Annotated in this window: 17 protein-coding genes; 12 read left to right on the top strand and 5 right to left on the bottom strand. The window is 64.1% G+C overall.

Features of this window, described 5'->3' with window-relative positions; translation table 11 throughout:
• Positions 1-86: 86 nt before the first annotated feature.
• On the top strand, positions 87-1,946 hold the full coding sequence (locus IE126_RS09185) for a sigma-54-dependent Fis family transcriptional regulator (protein ID WP_189380769.1): 1,860 nt from the start codon (positions 87-89) through the stop codon (positions 1,944-1,946).
• Here IE126_RS09185 and IE126_RS09180 read toward each other — a convergent pair.
• A complete protein-coding gene (locus IE126_RS09180; RefSeq protein WP_189380768.1) occupies positions 1,934-3,172 on the bottom strand; it encodes an RNA polymerase factor sigma-54 in 1,239 nt (412 codons plus the stop codon). The two genes, IE126_RS09185 and IE126_RS09180, sit on opposite strands and share 13 nt — an antisense overlap.
• Positions 3,173-3,204: 32 nt before the next feature.
• Here IE126_RS09180 and IE126_RS09175 point away from each other — a divergent pair, with 32 nt between their 5' ends.
• Complete coding sequence (locus IE126_RS09175) at positions 3,205-4,173, top strand: hypothetical protein (protein ID WP_145693597.1); 969 nt, start codon at positions 3,205-3,207, stop codon at positions 4,171-4,173.
• Here the strand turns inward: IE126_RS09175 and IE126_RS09170 are convergent.
• Genes IE126_RS09170 through IE126_RS09160 form a run of 3 tightly spaced genes read right to left on the bottom strand, consistent with a single transcriptional unit; the run spans position 4,148 to position 5,784 of the window.
• Positions 4,148-4,333 carry a hypothetical protein gene (locus tag IE126_RS09170; RefSeq protein WP_054302911.1) on the bottom strand — a complete coding sequence of 62 codons (186 nt, stop codon included), beginning with the start codon at positions 4,331-4,333 and terminating at the stop codon, positions 4,148-4,150. The two genes, IE126_RS09175 and IE126_RS09170, sit on opposite strands and share 26 nt — an antisense overlap.
• 14 nt (positions 4,334-4,347) lie before the next feature.
• Positions 4,348-5,493 (bottom strand): WD40 repeat domain-containing protein, encoded by a 1,146-nt coding sequence (locus IE126_RS09165; RefSeq protein ID WP_189380767.1) that lies wholly within the window; start codon positions 5,491-5,493, stop codon positions 4,348-4,350.
• Between the two features lie 9 nt (positions 5,494-5,502).
• A complete protein-coding gene (locus tag IE126_RS09160; protein WP_145693596.1) occupies positions 5,503-5,784 on the bottom strand; it encodes a hypothetical protein in 282 nt (93 codons plus the stop codon).
• Between the two features lie 32 nt (positions 5,785-5,816).
• Here IE126_RS09160 and IE126_RS09155 point away from each other — a divergent pair, with 32 nt between their 5' ends.
• Positions 5,817-6,077 carry a hypothetical protein gene (locus IE126_RS09155; protein ID WP_189380766.1) on the top strand — a complete coding sequence of 87 codons (261 nt, stop codon included), beginning with the start codon at positions 5,817-5,819 and terminating at the stop codon, positions 6,075-6,077.
• A 5-nt stretch (positions 6,078-6,082) separates the two neighbouring features.
• On the opposite strand, the gene IE126_RS09150 is transcribed toward IE126_RS09155, so the two are convergent.
• Positions 6,083-6,532: a hypothetical protein gene (locus IE126_RS09150; protein ID WP_108129055.1), complete on the bottom strand. Its 450-nt coding sequence runs from the start codon at positions 6,530-6,532 to the stop codon at positions 6,083-6,085.
• Positions 6,533-7,261: 729 nt separating this feature from the next.
• On the opposite strand from IE126_RS09150, the gene IE126_RS09145 reads away from it, so the two are divergent.
• The 9 genes from IE126_RS09145 (at position 7,262) to IE126_RS09105 (ending at position 17,078) form a co-directional block, all read left to right on the top strand.
• Entirely contained in the window at positions 7,262-8,929 is a 1,668-nt protein-coding gene (locus IE126_RS09145; protein ID WP_054302916.1) for an aromatic/alkene/methane monooxygenase hydroxylase/oxygenase subunit alpha, read from the top strand.
• A 98-nt stretch (positions 8,930-9,027) separates the two neighbouring features.
• On the top strand, positions 9,028-10,086 hold the full coding sequence (locus tag IE126_RS09140; protein ID WP_189380765.1) for an NADH:ubiquinone reductase (Na(+)-transporting) subunit F: 1,059 nt from the start codon (positions 9,028-9,030) through the stop codon (positions 10,084-10,086).
• Between the two features lie 50 nt (positions 10,087-10,136).
• Positions 10,137-11,195, top strand: a complete 1,059-nt coding sequence (locus IE126_RS09135) for an aromatic/alkene monooxygenase hydroxylase subunit beta (protein WP_054302918.1) — start codon at positions 10,137-10,139, stop codon at positions 11,193-11,195.
• Between the two features lie 12 nt (positions 11,196-11,207).
• Positions 11,208-11,579: an MmoB/DmpM family protein gene (locus IE126_RS09130; RefSeq protein WP_028029691.1), complete on the top strand. Its 372-nt coding sequence runs from the start codon at positions 11,208-11,210 to the stop codon at positions 11,577-11,579.
• A gap of 65 nt (positions 11,580-11,644) precedes the next feature.
• On the top strand, positions 11,645-12,724 hold the full coding sequence (locus IE126_RS09125) for an NAD(P)-dependent alcohol dehydrogenase (RefSeq protein WP_054302919.1): 1,080 nt from the start codon (positions 11,645-11,647) through the stop codon (positions 12,722-12,724).
• A gap of 30 nt (positions 12,725-12,754) precedes the next feature.
• Positions 12,755-13,777 carry an amidohydrolase family protein gene (locus IE126_RS09120; RefSeq protein ID WP_189380764.1) on the top strand — a complete coding sequence of 341 codons (1,023 nt, stop codon included), beginning with the start codon at positions 12,755-12,757 and terminating at the stop codon, positions 13,775-13,777.
• A gap of 4 nt (positions 13,778-13,781) precedes the next feature.
• Entirely contained in the window at positions 13,782-14,597 is an 816-nt protein-coding gene (locus tag IE126_RS09115) for an iron-sulfur cluster assembly protein (RefSeq protein WP_054302921.1), read from the top strand.
• 71 nt (positions 14,598-14,668) lie between these two features.
• Positions 14,669-16,303, top strand: coding sequence for a molecular chaperone GroEL (groEL, locus tag IE126_RS09110; RefSeq protein WP_054302922.1), 1,635 nt, complete (start codon positions 14,669-14,671; stop codon positions 16,301-16,303).
• Positions 16,304-16,322: 19 nt separating this feature from the next.
• Entirely contained in the window at positions 16,323-17,078 is a 756-nt protein-coding gene (locus IE126_RS09105; protein ID WP_189380763.1) for an SDR family NAD(P)-dependent oxidoreductase, read from the top strand.
• Positions 17,079-17,099: the final 21 nt, after the last annotated feature.

The following is a 17,099-nucleotide window of genomic DNA, read 5'->3' as shown; positions in this document are numbered from 1 at the left end:
TGAACGCGAATCATCCGCCACCGTTGACAGGGTGCCACCAGCAGATACGCTCGGGACTGGCCAAGGATCGGGGAGGAGACGCGGCCATGGACTTGCAGACCTCGGCCCTTGGCCGTGCGCGGCAGATGCTGGAAACGCAGGGGCGGTTTCCGGGTGGCGCCCTGCCGGGCGACATCACCGAAAGCTGGCTGCGCAGCCTGTCGCACGGGCTGGACCCGCTGGCGCGCAGCCAGCGGCTGATCCTGTCGGAGGTGGAGTTCAATGCTACCCGGCAGAGCCATGCCGATCTGATCCGCTTTGCCCGGCCTGAGCTGGAACTGCTTTACGATCAGATCGCCGGATCGAATTTCATGATCGCGCTCGGCTCGCCGGACGGGGTGGTGCTGGACACGCTGCACGACACCCAGTTTGCCGAAACCGAGGCCGGGGCGCAGGTCATACCCGGCTCGGTCTGGAGCGAGAATCTGCGCGGCACCAATGCCATGGGCGTCTGCATCGCGACGGGACGCCCGGCGCAGGTCTATGGCGGTGAGCATTTCCTGCGCGCGCATGGCGATGTCTCCTGCATCAGCGCGCCGATCTTTGACGGGGCGGGGCGGCTGGCAGGGGTGCTGGATGCCTCCTCGATGTCGGCGGTGCGGCAACAGCACACCGCCGCGCTGGTGCAAATGGCCGCCAGCAGCATCGAGAACAGCCTGATCCGATCCGGCCATGACCGGCGGATCGTGCTGCAATTCCATCCCCGGCCCGAATATCTGGGCACGCTGTCGATGGGGGTTCTGGTGCTGGACGAGGATCTGACGCTCCATGCCATCAACCGGCGGGGCGAGATGTTCCTGACCGGCTTTCCGCGCCTGCTGGGCGAAAGCTTCGACCGCATCTTCGAACAGCCTTTCGCAGCCATCCAGCAGCGTCTGGTCGAGGGCGAGACGCTGCGGGTCAGGGACCGGATCGGATCGGCGGTGTCACTGCGCTGCGTCGCAAACCGCGCGAGTTTTGCGCTGGCACGGCGTCTGATCCCGGTGGTGGCAGAGCCGGGCACCGCCCCTGCGCGTAACCTGTTCCGCGATGTCGTCATCGACGACCCCGCGCTGTGGCAAAGGTTGCAGGCGCTGCCCGATGCTGCAAAGCGCGGCGCGGCCATCGCGATCACCGGCGAGACCGGCACTGGCAAAGCCCTGATCGCCCGGTTGGCCCATGCTGCCAGCGAACGGTCCGGTCCGCTGGTCACGCTGGACGGGCGCATGCTGGCCGAGGGCGATTTCGCCCGTGTCTGTCTGGGCAGCGGCACCGAGCCGGGGCTGTTGCAGCAGGCGGCGGGTGGCACGCTGTTTCTGGACGAGGTGACCGACCTTCCGGTGGTGGCGCAGGCTGCACTGGCGGGGGTGCTGGATATCGGCGAATACCGTCACCCCGAGACGGGGGCTGTGGTGCGCACCGACCTGCGGGTGGTCTGCGCCACCAGTGCCCCGGCCGCGCTGTCGGGTCTGTTGCCCGCGCTGCGCTACCGGCTGGAAGGTTTCCGGCTTGACCTGCCGCCGCTGCGGCTTCGCAGCGATCTCGCCGCGCTGGCGCAAAGGTTTGCCCGCTCTGTCCGCCCGGATGCCCGGATGACCGAGGCGGCGCTGGCCCGCCTTGCCGCGCATGACTGGCCCGGCAACCTGCACGAATTGCGCGCCATCGTTTTGCAGGCCATGCTGATGCGCCCCGAAGGTGCACTGGAGGCGCAGGATTTCGACGCGCTTTTGCCGGGGGCCCCGGTCAGACCCGTGTCCTCCGGTGCCACCTGTTGCGCGCAATGCGCGGGCGTGCCCTGGAAAGCGGACCAGTGCCAGAACATCCGCACAGTGGTGGCGCGGCACGAGGGCAATGTCTCGCGCGCGGCACGGGTTCTGGGCATGTCCCGCACGACGATCTACAAACACCTGAAGGATCAGGCCTCCTGACGACGGCGGCGACGGGCTCGGGGCGGAATGCCCAGCTCTTGCCGGAACTTGGCGACAGTCCTGCGTGCAAGGGCCATGCCCTCGGACGACAGCAGGGTGGTCAGCGCCCCATCGTCCAAGGGATCGGCGGGATTTTCCGCAGCGACAAGCTGCGCCAGCCGGTGCCGGATCGCGGCAGAGGCCGGCACGAGGCCAGCCCGGCGCGGGCCGCTGTCGAAAAGGCTGCACAGGCTGCGCAACCCCTGTGGCGTTTCCACCAGAAGATCGCGCGCAACGCGGCCTATCGTGCTGTCATGCAGCCCAAGCTCTGCCGCGATCTCGGTGCGCCGCAAGGCGACGAGCGCGTGCGCGCCGTGATCCAGAAACCCGCCCTGTCGCAGCAGCACGGCGCGGGCCACCGCAAGGACGGTGCGGTTGCGCCGCTCCACGATCGTGGCCAGCCAGGCCGCTTCGGTGCGCGCCGCCCGCGTGGCGGCGGAAGCGTCGGGGGCCGGGCTGACGCTGAGTACGGGCAGGGTGGACCGGTTCAGCGCCACCTCCCAGCCCGCAGCCCCGCGTGATACGATTACATCCGGCGCCCGCAGCGGCGCGACGCCGCCGCCAAAGGCCAGACCCGGACGCGGGTCCATCCGGCGCAGGGTGGCCAGCACGGTGGTAACCTCATCCTGCGGCAGCCTCGTCGCGGCGGCCACCGCAGGGACACCGCCTTCTGCCAGCAGGCCGATATGCGTCAGAACCAGTGCCATGGCAGCCGTCATCTGACCGCGGTCCTGTGCTTGCAGACGCAGGCAATCTGCCAGATCGCGGGCAAACAGCCCCACCGGCTCCACCTCTGCTTGCAGCGCGACCAGCATCGCCTCGGCCCGGTGCAGCTGACGACCGGCACCACGGGCAATCTCGGCCACCGGGCGATCCAGCCAGCCGTTGCCATCCAGCGCCTCGACGAAGGCAATCGCCAGCGCCTCGTCCGCGCGGGCGGCGGCGATCAGGCGCAACTGCGCCATGACATGTGCATACAGCCCGCCCGAGGTATCGGCCTGCTCGACTTCGCCGCCGCCGGATACGATGCCCGCAGGCAGCCGCAGGCGCAGAAAGGGGTTGGCGGCCGCCCGCCGCGCCAGATGATCGGCCAGCCCCTCGTTGGTCAGCCGTAGCAGGCCAACCGCCTGGATCTGCCGGAAACCCAGGGTTTGACGCTGGCTTTGCGTTTGCCGAGACGATACCATCAGCCTGCCCAACCTGTTTCGGGAAAACGACTTTGGCGACATTTGCCCCGGATCGACTGATCGGACCCGAGCGTTTCTACAGCGCCATGACGCCACAACTGGCCGCGCGGCTGCGCCAGATGTGGTCGGCGCGCGGGCATGATCTGGACCGGATCTGGGGCGAGTGCATCCGGGGCCTGCCGGGGTTCCGGCCCTTGCCGCCGGGCAAACCCGAAGCGGACAGCCGCGCGCATGACGGCCTTTGCCTGTTCGATCAGGCGCTGATCTGGATCATCTCGCTGAACCGTGCCGCTGAGGCGGGCAACCGTGTTGCGGGTCTGCGGCTGAGCGGGCCGCAGCTTTGTGCGCTGCATCTGTTGTCCGGGCGGCTGATCGAGACGGTTTCGGCCCTGCGGCTGCTGGTCCTGTCGGAACTGTCGGTGCCCGCACTGCAACTGGCGCGGTCGGTATCCGAGGATGTGGACATGCTGCTGGCACTGCTGCTGCGCCCGCGTCTGGCGCAGCAATTCGTCGGCTGCCGCACCGCCGACGAGGCAAATGATTTCTGGCGCCGTCATATCGCGGGCGGCCGGGCCTTCCGGCTGGTGGCGGAAAAGCTTTACAGCATTGGTCTCGATTATTCGGACCAAAGTGAATACGGCCAGTGGCGGCGCGAGGTGCTGACGCTGCTGGGCAGCGCGGTGCACAGTTCGCCCCTTGGGCGGCGCGGGCAGGGCAGGGATACCGCCTGGCCCGCCAATCCGGTGGCCTGCGACTGTGTGGATTTTGTGACGCATCGGCTGCATGAGCTTTGTGCCTGGGCGCATCTGCTGGAAAGCGGTCTGGACAAGGATCTGGCCTGCATCGCCGAACGCGCGCCCTCAGATTCGGCACTGCTGGCCTTTGCCGCCGGGTCGCGCGACATCCTGCTGGACCAGATGCGCTGGACGATGGCCGGGCAGGGCGGGGTAGCGGCCACCGCCCGGCCCGGACCGCTCAGTGGCGGGCAGGCGGTTCACTGATCTTGTCGCTGGCGATCCAGCGCGCGGCGAGAACAAGGGTTCCCATTGCGAAATCCTTGCCATGCGCCGCGATCATGTCCTGCGAAATTTCCGCGATCCGTGCAAAGAACGCATCCTTGCTGGCATCCTCGTCCGTCCGGCTTTGCTGGGCTTGGGTCATGTCGGTTCCTTTCCTTATTTGAAGAGTTGCGGCGGCAGCGTCACCAATGCCGCCTCGCCATTCGCGGTGCCGATCGCCAGATGAAGACCATCGGCCGACCAGGCGAGCGCGGTGACCGCCGCACCGTCGGCTTGGCGCAGGGGCATTTCCTCGGCCCGTCCGGCCTGGGCAATGGCAACGGCGCCATCCGCCGTGCCAAGCGCAATCAGGTCGCGCGCGGGATGGGCTGCCACCTTGTCGATCAGCACCAGACCGGAACGCCCGGTTTTCAGCGCACCCGTCGCTTCGTTGCCGAAAGGCGGCGCGGCAAGCGACCAGCCTGCCGCGCGGAAGGCGCCGGAGGCGAAAACCGCATCCGCCGCGCGACTGAAGGCGACCGAGGTCGGCGGCGCACGGAACTTGCCGATACGCGCGATCTGCCCGTCCTGACGCTGTAGCAGCCAGATCCCGTCCTTGCCATTGGACCCGACCAGCCAGCGCCCGTCCGCGGAAAAGCCGATGGGACCGCTGCCACCCAGCGGGAACAGCTCATACCCCTTGCGCGGCTGCCCGATGATCAGGCTTTCCTTCAGCGCCACCGCAAGCGAGCGGTCATCCGGCGCGAAGGCAAGCGCATGGGCGGGGCCGGGGGTCAGAAGTCCCGCCTGACGCGCCATGCCATCCTCGTCATGCAGATCGGTCCGGCCATCGCGGGCGATGGCCAGCCGTCCCAGCCCGTCCGCTGCCAGGGCAAAGATCGGCTCGGCCTTGTTGCACAGCGAAATCACCTGCCCGCGCGGCGTTACGCGATGGATACGCCCGTCACGGCCCGCCGCGACCAGACCGATCATGTTCGACGGCGCCAGCAGCGGTGCGCCGGTTGCAAGCTCGGGCGTGAGGATCGGCTGCGCCACCGGCTTTTCGCGCGGGCGGATGGTGCTGCGGCCGGAATCCGCCTCGACCCGCATCCGGGCGAGGGGGGATTCCGGGTCGTCCAGCGGCATCAGCGCCATACGGCCATCCGCCAGCGCGAAGCCCGCCGCCTTGCCCGCCCTGTCCAGCGCGACATCGGTGATGGCGGCCTCCAGCGTCCAGCTGCGGGCCAGCAGATCAAACAGGGGGGATTGCGCCGATTTCGCCGGTTGCTGGGGCGTCGCGGCAGGGGCAATGGTGTGGGTCATGGTCGCTCCTTATTTCAACGCGGCCAGTTCTTGCCCGAGGGCGCTGAGCCGGTGTTCCAGATCCTGAATCTTCACTTCGCAGGACTCTGCCGCGAGCTTCGCGGCAATCTCGGTGCGTTCGGCCTCGATCAATTGCGGCTCTGGCCCGTCCTCGGCCATCTGGCGGGCGAAACCGGCCGCCGCGACCCGCTGCAAAAGGCGGTGATACTCGCCGGTCAGAACACAAAGATCGGCAGTCAGGCGAAACTGATCGGCCAGAACCTCTTGCGTGCCGCGTATGTCTTTTGTCATCTTGCCCCCCATTGGCCGCCATGGAGCGACAGATGACGCCGCCCGATCCCGAAACCCGTTTCCTTGCCGCCCTTGCACAGGCCGCCGCCGTTGAACTGGGCGCGGACCATCCGCTTGCCAGCGGCACGACCGATGGTCGCGATGCCCTGCTCGCGCAGGAGCAGCTTGCGGCCCTGCCCGATGCGACGCGCGAGCGCCTGCTGGCCGCTGCGCATCGGCTGATGCGCGAAGATCTGGCGGCGATCTGGTCTTTCCTGCCCGGCGCCGCGCAATCCGGCGGAATGATGCACTGAGCCTGTCATGACCGGGCCTCGCGCAGCGCGGCCTCGTCGGCGTTCAGGCCGGCGACCACGCGTGCGATTCCTTCGCTGAAGCGCCGTTCGGCCATGTCGATCTGGCTGGCCAGCGCATCCCAGATGTCTACACGCATCAGGGTTTCGACATCGCCGGTCAGGATCTCGATTTCGCCCAAGCGGAAGCTGCGGGCCAGCGAGACGCCGGTCACCACAAAGTCCCGCAGCTCGACCGCGTGGCTGTCGATGAAGAACGGTAGCAGCGGGTGGCTTTCGGGCGTGACCCCGGCGGCGGACAGCCGGGTCTCCAGAAAGCGCCGGAAATGGGTGTGCAGGATTTCCTGGCTCTGGCCGATGAACTGCATGGTGAACACCAGATCCTGCGGCGCACGCGCCACCATCGCCTCGGCGGTGAGGCGGGCGGGATTCTGGTCGACGGGAAGTGGATCAGACATTGTAACGGCCTTCTGCAACCGGGCCGGTGCGGGCCGGCGATTGTGCAGATCATAGCAGAATCGGGGCATCCCCAGAAGCGCGACCGTCTTTGTAAGATGATGATTATAAATGGTAAAATGAGGGTTGCACGTTACGGATGTAACATTTTGTGCCGGTCGGCAGTTACAGTTTCCGTGCCGCTTTACATGCTGCGCCGCCGTACAAATTTTCTGCACCACGGCAAGTCGCGTGAGGCGGCGAATCAGGCCCGAACCGGGAGTAAAGGGCCGAAGTGTTACAGTTTTGCGTAATGTAACGGCGAGGGGGCGTGACAAGTGTAACGGAATGCAACGTCTGCTCCCTGCGGCCCCATCTGCCTGCCCGCAGGTTGCCGATAAAAAGTGCGAAAAATAAAACTGTTTATTTTCAATATATTATTAGAATACGCGCGAAGAATTTCAGGAAAACCGCCCCCGAAACCCCGCTTTGGCACGGGTTCTGCATGTATCCCAGACACAAGAAGGCGGCTCCCCATGCAGGGCGCCCCACAAGAACGAAGGAATGGGAGGAGAAGCGCGGCCACCGGAGACGACCATCACGCTGATGCAGTCGCTTGCGGTTTCCCGGCCCCGTTGCCCGCAACCTTTGCCGTGACCTGACCCGGCCCACCGGCCGGACAATCCCGGGCGGAGCCTCCGCCCACCGGCCCGGAAATCTGTCCGTGCCGTCAACATCAGGAGACTCATGGCATGACTCAACTGACGCTCAACAAGATCACCGCACAGCGCGGGATCTCGGTCGGCGAAGCGACAAAGAAGATCTCGGATCTCGGCTGGAACCCCAGCTATGTCCAGGAAGCCGCGACCTTCCCGACCGATTACAAGATCAACAAGGCCCCGCGCGACCCGATGAAGCAGGTGCTGCGGTCCTACTTCCCCATGCAGGAAGAAAAGGACAACCGGGTTTACGGCGCGCTGGACGCCGCGCTGCGCGGTGACATGTTCCGCAACGTGCAGCCGCGCTGGGTGGAATGGATGAAGCTGTTCCTGGCGATCATTCCCTTCCCGGAAATCTCGGCCGCGCGCTCGATGGCCATGGTGGCACGCATCGCACCCGGCGAAGACCTGCGCACCGGCTTTACCATGCAGATGGTTGACGAGTTCCGCCACTCCACCATTCAGATGAACCTGAAGAAGTGGTATATGGAGAACTACATCGACCCGGCGGGCTTCGACATCACCGAAGAAGCTTTCGGCAAGTGCTATGCCACCACCATCGGCCGTCAGTTCGGTGAAGGCTTCATCACCGGCGACGTGATGACTTCGGCCTGCATGTATCTGACGGTCGTCGCTGAGACCGCCTTCACCAACACACTCTTCGTGGCCATGCCGTCGGAAGCCGCCCGCAACGGCGACTACGCGCTGCCCACCGTGTTCCTGTCGGTGCAGTCGGACGAAAGCCGCCATATCGGCAACGGCCACTCGCTGCTGATGGCTGCGCTGAAAGAGCCGGAAAACCACCTGCTCCTGGAACGCGACCTGCGCTATGCATTCTGGCAGAACCACGCCATCGTTGACGCCGCCATCGGCACGCTGATCGAATACGGCACCACCAACCGCGACAAGGAAAAGGAATCCTACGCGGAAATGTGGCACCGCTGGATCTTCGAGGACTACTACCGCACCTATATGCTGCCGCTTGAGAAGTACGGCATCAAGGTGCACCATGACGATGTTCAGGAAGCCTGGAACCGCATCACCAAGAAGAACTATGTCCACAAGGTCGCGCAGTTCTTCGCGGTCGGCTGGCCGGTGAACTTCTGGCGGATCGAAGCCCAGACCGACAAGGACTTCGAATGGTTCGAGCACAAGTATCCGGGCTGGTATGCCGAATTCGGCGAGTTCTGGAAATGGTATGCGAAGCTGTCGAAGCCGGGCCAGAAGGTTATCACCTTCAACGAGGAAACCGGCTACGTCTATCCGCATCGCTGCTGGTCGTGCCTGGTGCCCTGCCTCATCCGCGAGGACATGGTGGTCGATGAAATCGACGGCCAGATCCACACCTTCGCGCATGAGCTGGACCGCTGGACCGCCGTCGAGGCCTTCTCGAGCGAATATCAGGGCCGTCCGACCCCGGCCATGGGCAAGTTCTCGGGCAAGCGCGAGTGGGAAACCGTCTATCACGGCTGGGATCTCGCGGATGCGATCAAGGATCTGAACTTCGTCCGCGACGACGGCAAGACCCTGGTGCCGCAGCCGCACCTGCGCTTCGACAACAAGGATATGTGGACGCTCGACGACGTGCGCGGCCACACCCTGCTGTCGCCGCTGACGCTGCTGCGTGAAATGACCCCCGAGGCGCGTGCCAAGCACATCGCCGAATACAAGGCGGGCTTCACCATCAATCCCTGCAACTGAGCGGGCAGGGCGGGGGCCATCGCAGGCCCCCGCCAGTGACCGGAACTGACCAGGCGGCCCGGCGGGCTGCCAGACTGACGGCGGGGAGGCCGGACAGAATGGGAGATGTTTACACCGTAAGGCTCGAGCCGGTGGGCGTGGAATTCGAGGTGGAAGAGGATGAAACCGTCCTTGACGCCGCATTCCGCCAGGGCATCGCGCTGCCGCATGGCTGCAAGGAGGGGCAGTGCTCCGCCTGCAAATGCGTGCTTCTCGACGGCGAGGTCGAGATGCTGAAATATTCAACCTTTGCCCTGAACGATGCGGACCGCGATGGCGGCCAGATCCTGATGTGCCGGGCAAAGGCGTTCGACAATCTGACGATCGACCTTCTGAACTATGATGAGGAGGTCCTGTCGAAATCCATTCCGGTCAAGACCTTCGAAGGCCGGATCACGGATTTCCGGAAGCTCACGCATGACATCCGCGGCGTTGAGATCGAGCTGAATGCGCCGCTCAAGTTCTGGGCGGGTCAGTATGTCGACATCACAGTCACCACGGAAGAAGGGGAGACGATCACGCGTTCGTTCTCCATGGCAAATCCGCCGAGCGAAACCCAAAAGCTCTCCTTCATCATCAAGAAATACCCCGAAGGAAAGTTCTCCAACCAGCTTGACAACGGAGGAATCCGGGCCGGAGCGGAAGTGACGGTGGTTGGCCCCTACGGGATGTGTTTCCGCCGCGAGAACCGCGAGGGGCCGGTGGTGCTGGTGGGTGCCGGGTCGGGCATGTCGCCGGTCTGGTCGATCCTGCACGACCATATCGAAAGCGGCGAGGACCGGCCGGTCTATTTCTTCTACGGCGCAAGGACAGAGGACGACCTGTTCCACCTCGACCGGCTGGCCGCCATAACGGCCGAACATCCCTCGGTGACCTTCATCCCCGTCCTGTCACATGCCCCCGAGGGCAGCGGCTGGACCGGCGAGCGCGGCTTCGTTCACGAAGCGGTGGACCGCAGGCTGAAGGCGCTGGGGCTGGAAGGGCAGGGCGATGTCTATGCCTGTGGCCCGCCGCCGATGATCGACGCGCTGACGCCCACGCTCTTCATGCTCGATTTCGAAAGCGAGCGGATTTTCTACGACAAGTTCACCACGACGTCCGGTTCGTCGGGCCATTAAGGCGGCCCGACCGCTCGTCCAAGTGAAAACACCATCAAGGGAGAGAGACCATGACAGCAACCTCCAGCTCTGTCGGTTCCGGGGCGGCAGGCGCCGCGATTTTTGCCGGATCGACCAGCCGCAAATACAATTACTTCGAGCCGCGCGGCAAACGCGCGACCCATTACGAGGATGTCACCTGTGACGTGCAGCCCGATCCGGAACGCTATCTGATCCAGGACTGGATCATCAGCTTCGGCAACGGCAAGGGCGCCTATACCAAGGACAACACCAAGGCGCTGTCCTCGAACTGGCACGCCTTCCGCGCGCCCGACCAGGAATGGGAACGCACCCATTACCAGCGCCAGTCCAAGATCGAGACCATGGTGCAGGCGGTCATCGGCAATGCCCGCAAGGCCGGTGCACACATGGCCTTTGACAAGGTGTGGCAGCGCATCCTGCAAGTTCATCTGGGCGCATGGAAACATGCCGAATTCGGCCTTGGCACCTCGCTCATGCAGGCGCAGCGCTATGGCTATACCCAGATGATCAACAACGCCACGCTGACCAATTCTTCCTACAAGATGCGGCTGGCGCAGGACATCACGCTGTATCTGGCCGAGATCGGCATGGATATCGAAGGCTGGAGCGACGAGCTGGGCAAGCAGGCCTGGCTTGAAGACCCGATCTGGCAGCCCACCCGCCTTGCGATCGAGACGATCATGGGGTCGGAAGACTATCTGGAGCAGTATTTCGCGATCAACCTGATCTTCGAACCGCTGGTGGGCGAGCTGTTCCGTTCGGGCTTCCTGATGCAGGCGGCGGCGGCGAACAACGACTTCATCACGCCTCCGGTGATCTCGGCGGCCGAAGCGGATTACGAACGCAATCTCGCCAATACCATCGACCTGATCTACCTGCTGGCTAATGACGAAAAGCACGGCGCCCACAACCGTGCCCTGTTCAACGGCTGGGTGAAGAAGCACGCCGGTCTGGCCGACAAGGCCGCCGCCGCGCTGCAACCCGTCTGGTCGCAACCCCATTCCAAGCCTGTGTCCTTCGCCGATGCCCTGGCCGTCTCGCACGAGCGGCTGGCGCAGATCCTTGGCGAAGTCGGTCTGAGCCGCTGAGAGGAGCATCCAATGTCCACCACCGCACGCGACAGCACGAAGAGCAACATCTTCAAGTCCATGAAGGACATCGACCTCAGCAGCCGCGAAATCTCGCATGAATGCGGCGTCACCATGAATGACTCGGTCGAGGCCCGCGCCATCGCCGAATACATGGATCAGGACCCGAAGGTGACGGTCACCTACAACCCGGCCACCATCCGCATCGACGGCGAAGGCAAGCTGATCTTCAAGATGGATGACATCAGCGAATATCTGGGCCGGGAAATGACAGCCGAGATCTTCGAGGTGAATACCTCGACCCACTATGGCCGCATGGTGCGGATCGACGACAACACCGTCATCCTGTTCGGCAACATGGACGAAGTGTTCGAGTTCATCTGAGCGATGCGGGGAGAGCGCCTGCCGCGCTCTCCCCATTCCCACCAACCGGATCAAGGAGGGCACGCATGGCCCAGATGATGAAGGCGGCGGTGTTCGTCGAGAAGGGGCGCATTGTCCTTGAGGACAAGAAGATCCCCGATGTCGGACCGAACGACGCATTGATGCGCGTGACGACAACCACGATCTGCGGCACGGATATTCATATCCTGAAGGGCGAATATCCGGTCGAGAAGGGCCTGACCATCGGACACGAGCCGGTCGGCGTGATCGAAAAGCTCGGCTCTGCCGTGAAGGGCTTCCGGGAAGGGCAGCGCGTCATCGCCGGGGCGATCACGCCCTCGGGCTGGTCGAATGCCTGCCTCTGCGGTTTCTGCTCGCAGGATGGGGCGGGCACCCCGCATGGCTGGAAGGCCATCGGCGGCTGGAAATTCGGCAATACCATCGACGGCTGTCAGGCCGAATATGTGCTGGTGCCCGATGCCATGGCCAATCTGGCGCCGATCCCGGACGACCTGTCCGACGAAGAAGTGCTGATGTGCCCCGACATCATGTCGACCGGCTTTGTCGGCGCCGAGAATGGCGGCATCAAGATCGGCGACACCGTTGTGGTCTTTGCACAGGGCCCCATCGGCCTTTGTGCCACCGCCGGGGCCAAGCTGATGGGCGCCAGTCGCATCATCGCGGTCGACACCGTGCCCGCGCGTCTGGAAATGGCCCGGCGCATGGGCGCGGACGAGGTGGTGGATTTCAAGGCGTCGAACAACGTCGTCGAGACCATCCTTGAAATGACCAACGGGCGCGGCTGTGATGTCGCCATCGAGGCGCTTGGTCTTCAGGCGACCTTTGAATGGGCGCTGCGCTCGATCCGGCCCGGCGGCACGCTGTCGAGCCTTGGGGTCTATTCCGGCGATCTGAAGATTCCGCTGGATGCCTATGCGGCCGGTCTGGGCGAAAAGACCATCCGTTCGGCGCTGTGTCCCGGTGGGAAAGAGCGGATGCGGCGGATGATGGAAGTCGTGCGCGCAAGGCGCGTCGATTTCAAGGCGCTGGTGACCCATCGCTACAGCCTCGACCAGATCGAGGATGCCTACGAGCTTTTCGCCAATCAGCGCGACGGCGTGCTGAAGGTCGCGATCACCACCTGACACCACAACAGAACATCCAGGGAGGAAATCATGTACAAGACACCCGACGGACAGGACGTCTTCGTTCTCGACTGCCACACCCATTTCTGGGATGGCAGCCCGGCCAACCAGCGCAACGTGCATGGCAAGCAGTTCATCGACTGCTTCTATGCCTATCACACCGCGCTGTCGCCGAAGGACCAGCTTTGGGAGAAATCGAAGTTCGAGAAATACTCGGTCGATGACATCTATCGCGATCTCTTCGTCGACGGGCCGGATGACATGGCGATCATCCAGTCCACCTATCTGCGCGACTTCTACAAGGAAGGTTTCTCGTCCATCGAACGCTCGTCGCAGATGGCGCAGATCAATCCGGGCCGTTTCATCGTCAACGGGGCCTTCGACCCCCGCGATGGCGAAAAGGCGCTGGAATACATCCACTACATGAAAGAGACCTTCGATGTCAAAGGGGTCAAGATGTATACGGCCGAATGGAACGGCGATTCCAAAGGCTGGAAACTGACCGATCCTTCGGCCTACAAGTGCTTTGAACTGTGCGAGAAGCTGGGCATCCGCAACATCCATGTCCACAAGGGTCCGACCATCCTGCCGCTGTCGAAGGATGCCTTCGCGGTGGGCGATGTCGATGAAGCGGCAACGGATTTCCAGGGCCTGAACTGGATCATCGAACATTGCGGCCTGCCGCGTCTGGATGATTTCTGCTGGATTGCCACGCAGGAAACCAACGTCTACGGCGGTCTTGCCGTGGCGCTGCCCTTCATCCACTCGCGTCCGCGCTACTTTGCCGAGGTGATTTCGGAGCTGCTGTTCTGGCTTGGCCCCGACAAGATCCTGTTCGGGTCGGACTACGCGATCTGGACGCCGCAATGGCTGGTCGACCGGCTGTGGAATTTCGAAATTCCCGAAGACATCGCCACCGAGCGTGGCGTGCAGCTGACGGATGAAATCAAGCGCAAGATCCTCGGGCTGAATGCGGCGCGGCTTTACGACATCGACGTGGCCGCCAAGATGCGCGAACTGGCCCAGTCCCCCGTTCGCATCGCGGCGGAGTAAGCCGATGCCTGTGCCGCAAATCCGTGGCGCGCAGGCAAGGGAAGTGTGGCGGCGGCTTTCCGCCGTCACCGACCCCGAGCTGGACGAGCCGATCACCGACATGGGATTTGTCGAACGGCTGGAGGTATCGCGCAGCGGCGAGGTCGAGATCGACTTTCGTCTGCCGACCTACTGGTGTTCGCCGAACTTCGCCTTCCTGATGGCCGACGGCATCCGCAAGGCCGCCATGACGCCTGCCTGGGTGCAGAAGGTGCGTGTGCAGTTGCAGGATCATTGCTTTGCCGACAAGGTGAATGACGGGATCAACGGCCAGCAGCCTTTCGAGGCGATCTTTGCTGCGCTGACCGAAGGCGGCAATCTGGACGAGGTGCGCGAGACCTTCCGCGAAAAGGCGTTTCTGCGCCGACAGGAAGCTGTGCTTCAGGGCCTGCGCGCGATGGGCTGGACCGCCGGGCAGATCACAACGCTGACACTGGCCGAGTTTGATGCGCTCAACCTTTCGGGCCATGCCGAGGCGGCAGCGCAGAAACCGCGCTACCGCGAAATCCTCGTCGGGGACGGGCTGGCGCTTCTGCCCGAAGACTGGGCCTTCGTCACCTGGCGCGGCGATCCCATCGTTGCCGAAGACCTGCAAGATCATCTGATGCGGCTGCGCGCCCTGCGCATCAACATGGAGTTCAATGGCGCCATGTGCCGTGGCCTTGCCGCGGCGCGCTACAAGGAAGTTGTCCGCAACGGAGAGGAGCCGGAGCTGATCGACTTCATCCTGGGGCGGGTTCCGCCACGGGCCTGCGGGGACAGCCAGAGCAGCCGGGGCTGAACACGCCAACCCAACCACCATGAAGGGAGACCGCCGCGCCCCGCGCGTGCGGTGACAAAGGAGGATTATCCATGCCGAACTTTCTGATTCACAATGTCGAGGCCCGCCGCGCTCTGGCTCGTGGCGTCGCCCGTCTGGCCGCTGCGGTCGAACCGACGCTGGGGCCGAAAGGGCTCAATGCGATGATTGACCGTCCGGTGGGCACCCCGCTCATCACGCGGGACGGCGTTTCCATCGCGACCGAAATCGAATTGCCCGACAGGTTCGAGAACATGGGCGCGCAGGTGGTGCGCGAAGTGTCGATGCAGACCAACGAGGTCGCGGGGGATGGCACCACCACCGCCATCGTTCTGGCCAATGCGATGATCCAGCAGGGTGTGACCCAGGCCGAACGCGGCGCCCGCACGGTCGATCTGTGCCGGGGCATCGAACTGGCGGTGGGCCGCGTTGTCGAGGCGCTGAAACGTCAGGCGGTTCCGGTCAAGGACAATCCGCGCCTTCTGGGCGCCGTGGCGAATATCGCCGCGACCGATCCCCGTCTGGGGGAAATCGTTGCCGAGGCGCATTCCCGCGTGGGTGAGGATGGCATCATCACCGCTGATTTCTCGGTGACGGTCGAGACAACGCTGGAAGTCACCGAAGGCATGTCCTTCGAGCGGGGTTATATCTCGCATCACATGGTGACCGATCAGGACGAAATGGAAGCGGTGCTGGACAAGCCGCTGATCCTGTTGACCGACCAGAAGATCCTGCATCCTTCTGTGCTGGACAACGCGCGCGGCATCGCCGAGGCGGAAGGCCGGTCGCTGCTGGTCGTGGCAGAAGAAATCGCGCCCGAAGTCGTGGTTACGCTTCTGGAAGCGGCGCGGCCGGGCAAATATCTGATCGTGCATCCGCCGGAATACGGCCACTGGCGGAAGGCGCAGATGGATGATCTGGCGATCCTTACCGGCGGCGAGGTTCTGGCCCGCGATCTGGGCAGGAAGATCGAGAATGTCACCCGCGAACAGCTTGGCGCGGCGCGTCAGGTCCGGGCGTCGGCCAACCAGACCACGGTGATCGGCGGCGCGGGTGAACCTGCGGCCATCGCAGCCCGCCGCCTGCAAGTGCAGCGCCAGTATGACATCGCCCCGCCGAATATCGAGCAGGACAAGCTGCGCGAACGTCTGGCCAAGCTTTCGGGCGGCACGGCGGTGATCCATGCCGGCGGCCTGACCCCGGTGGAACAGAAGCGCAAGATCCAGCTGATCGAGGATTCGCTTTATGCGATCCGGGCCGCGGTGGAGGAGGGCGTGGTGCCGGGTGGCGGCTCTGCCCTGGCCCATGTCGCCCCCGAACTGGATGCGCTGGTGGCCGAAACCTCGGGCGATGTTTCGGTCGGGGTGGAGCTTGTCCGCTCGGTGCTGACCCGCCCGCTGGCCCGCATCGCGATCAACGCAGGCTCTGACCCGAATGCCGTCATTGCCGAGGTGATCCGGTCAGGAAGCGGGCATGGCTTCGATGCCGCACAGGGCCGTTTCCGCGACATGATTGAAGCCGGCATCGTCGATCCCGTGCGGGTCACCTGCTCGGCACTGGCCAATGCGGCTTCGGTCGCTGCGCTGATCCTGACCACCGAAACGCTGATCGGCCATGTCGAGGATCACGTCGACCCGACCGCCGGTCCGGCGCTTGGCGGCGGTGCCGAACGGCTCGGGCGGCAATGAGATCACAGGAGAAATGACAATGAGCACCCAGAAACTTGCGGGCAAGACGGTAATCGTTTCGGGCGGATCGCGCGGCATCGGGCGGGGCATCGCCCTCGCCCTTGCGGCAGAGGGCGCGGATATCGCGTTCTGCCACTTCCGCGATGACGAGCGTGCGAAGGAAACTGCCGCCGCCATCGCCGCCCTGGGCCGTAAGGTCCATGCCGCCGAATGCGACGTCTCCTCAGTCGCGGCCATCCATGCGTTCTATACCGGGGCAAAGGCCGCCCTGGGCGAGATCGACATTCTGGTCAACAATGCCGGGCACAATATCACCGAAGCGTTCGAGGATATCAGTGAGGCCAGCTTTGACCGGATGCTGGATGTCCATGTGAAGGGCACCTTCTTCATGGCCCAGACCGTCTATCGCGATATGAAGAAACGCGGCAGCGGCAGGATCATCAACATCACCTCGCAACTGGCCTACAAGGGGGCACCCACGCTGACGCATTATTGCGCGGCGAAAGGGGCAAACGCGACCTTTACGCGTGCGCTGGCGCTGGAATGCGCCGGGACGGGTGTTCTTGTGAACGCAGTGGCACCGGGCGTGACCAACACCGACCTGCTGACGCCATTGTCACAGGAGCTTCTGGATACGCTGAAGGCCGCAATCCCGCTGGGTCGTTTTGCCGAGGTTGACGAGATCACCCCGGCAGCGGTGCTTCTGGCCTCGCCCGAAGGGGCCTTCTTCCATGGCACCTGCATTTCGCCGAATGGCGGCGAGGTCATGTTCTGATCCGCAAGGACGGCTGATCAA

Source organism: Gemmobacter nanjingensis, from assembly GCF_014652195.1.
Taxonomy (GTDB): domain Bacteria; phylum Pseudomonadota; class Alphaproteobacteria; order Rhodobacterales; family Rhodobacteraceae; genus Gemmobacter; species Gemmobacter caeni.
This window is presented reverse-complemented; position numbering and strand designations above follow the sequence as displayed.

Excerpts from the sequence above, each read along its gene's own strand:
- IE126_RS09130 (WP_028029691.1), top strand. The coding sequence starts at position 11,208 with ATGTCCACCACCGCACGCGACAGCACGAAGAGCAACATCTTCAAGTCC.
- IE126_RS09120 (WP_189380764.1), top strand. The coding sequence starts at position 12,755 with ATGTACAAGACACCCGACGGACAGGACGTCTTCGTTCTCGACTGCCAC.
- IE126_RS09140 (WP_189380765.1), top strand. The coding sequence starts at position 9,028 with ATGGGAGATGTTTACACCGTAAGGCTCGAGCCGGTGGGCGTGGAATTC.
- IE126_RS09125 (WP_054302919.1), top strand. The coding sequence starts at position 11,645 with ATGGCCCAGATGATGAAGGCGGCGGTGTTCGTCGAGAAGGGGCGCATT.
- IE126_RS09170 (WP_054302911.1), bottom strand. The coding sequence starts at position 4,333 with ATGACCCAAGCCCAGCAAAGCCGGACGGACGAGGATGCCAGCAAGGAT.
- IE126_RS09165 (WP_189380767.1), bottom strand. The coding sequence starts at position 5,493 with ATGACCCACACCATTGCCCCTGCCGCGACGCCCCAGCAACCGGCGAAA.
- groEL (WP_054302922.1), top strand. The coding sequence starts at position 14,669 with ATGCCGAACTTTCTGATTCACAATGTCGAGGCCCGCCGCGCTCTGGCT.
- IE126_RS09150 (WP_108129055.1), bottom strand. The coding sequence starts at position 6,532 with ATGTCTGATCCACTTCCCGTCGACCAGAATCCCGCCCGCCTCACCGCC.
- IE126_RS09180 (WP_189380768.1), bottom strand. The coding sequence starts at position 3,172 with ATGGTATCGTCTCGGCAAACGCAAAGCCAGCGTCAAACCCTGGGTTTC.
- IE126_RS09155 (WP_189380766.1), top strand. The coding sequence starts at position 5,817 with ATGACGCCGCCCGATCCCGAAACCCGTTTCCTTGCCGCCCTTGCACAG.
- IE126_RS09145 (WP_054302916.1), top strand. The coding sequence starts at position 7,262 with ATGACTCAACTGACGCTCAACAAGATCACCGCACAGCGCGGGATCTCG.
- IE126_RS09135 (WP_054302918.1), top strand. The coding sequence starts at position 10,137 with ATGACAGCAACCTCCAGCTCTGTCGGTTCCGGGGCGGCAGGCGCCGCG.
- IE126_RS09160 (WP_145693596.1), bottom strand. The coding sequence starts at position 5,784 with ATGACAAAAGACATACGCGGCACGCAAGAGGTTCTGGCCGATCAGTTT.
- IE126_RS09105 (WP_189380763.1), top strand. The coding sequence starts at position 16,323 with ATGAGCACCCAGAAACTTGCGGGCAAGACGGTAATCGTTTCGGGCGGA.
- IE126_RS09115 (WP_054302921.1), top strand. The coding sequence starts at position 13,782 with ATGCCTGTGCCGCAAATCCGTGGCGCGCAGGCAAGGGAAGTGTGGCGG.
- IE126_RS09185 (WP_189380769.1), top strand. The coding sequence starts at position 87 with ATGGACTTGCAGACCTCGGCCCTTGGCCGTGCGCGGCAGATGCTGGAA.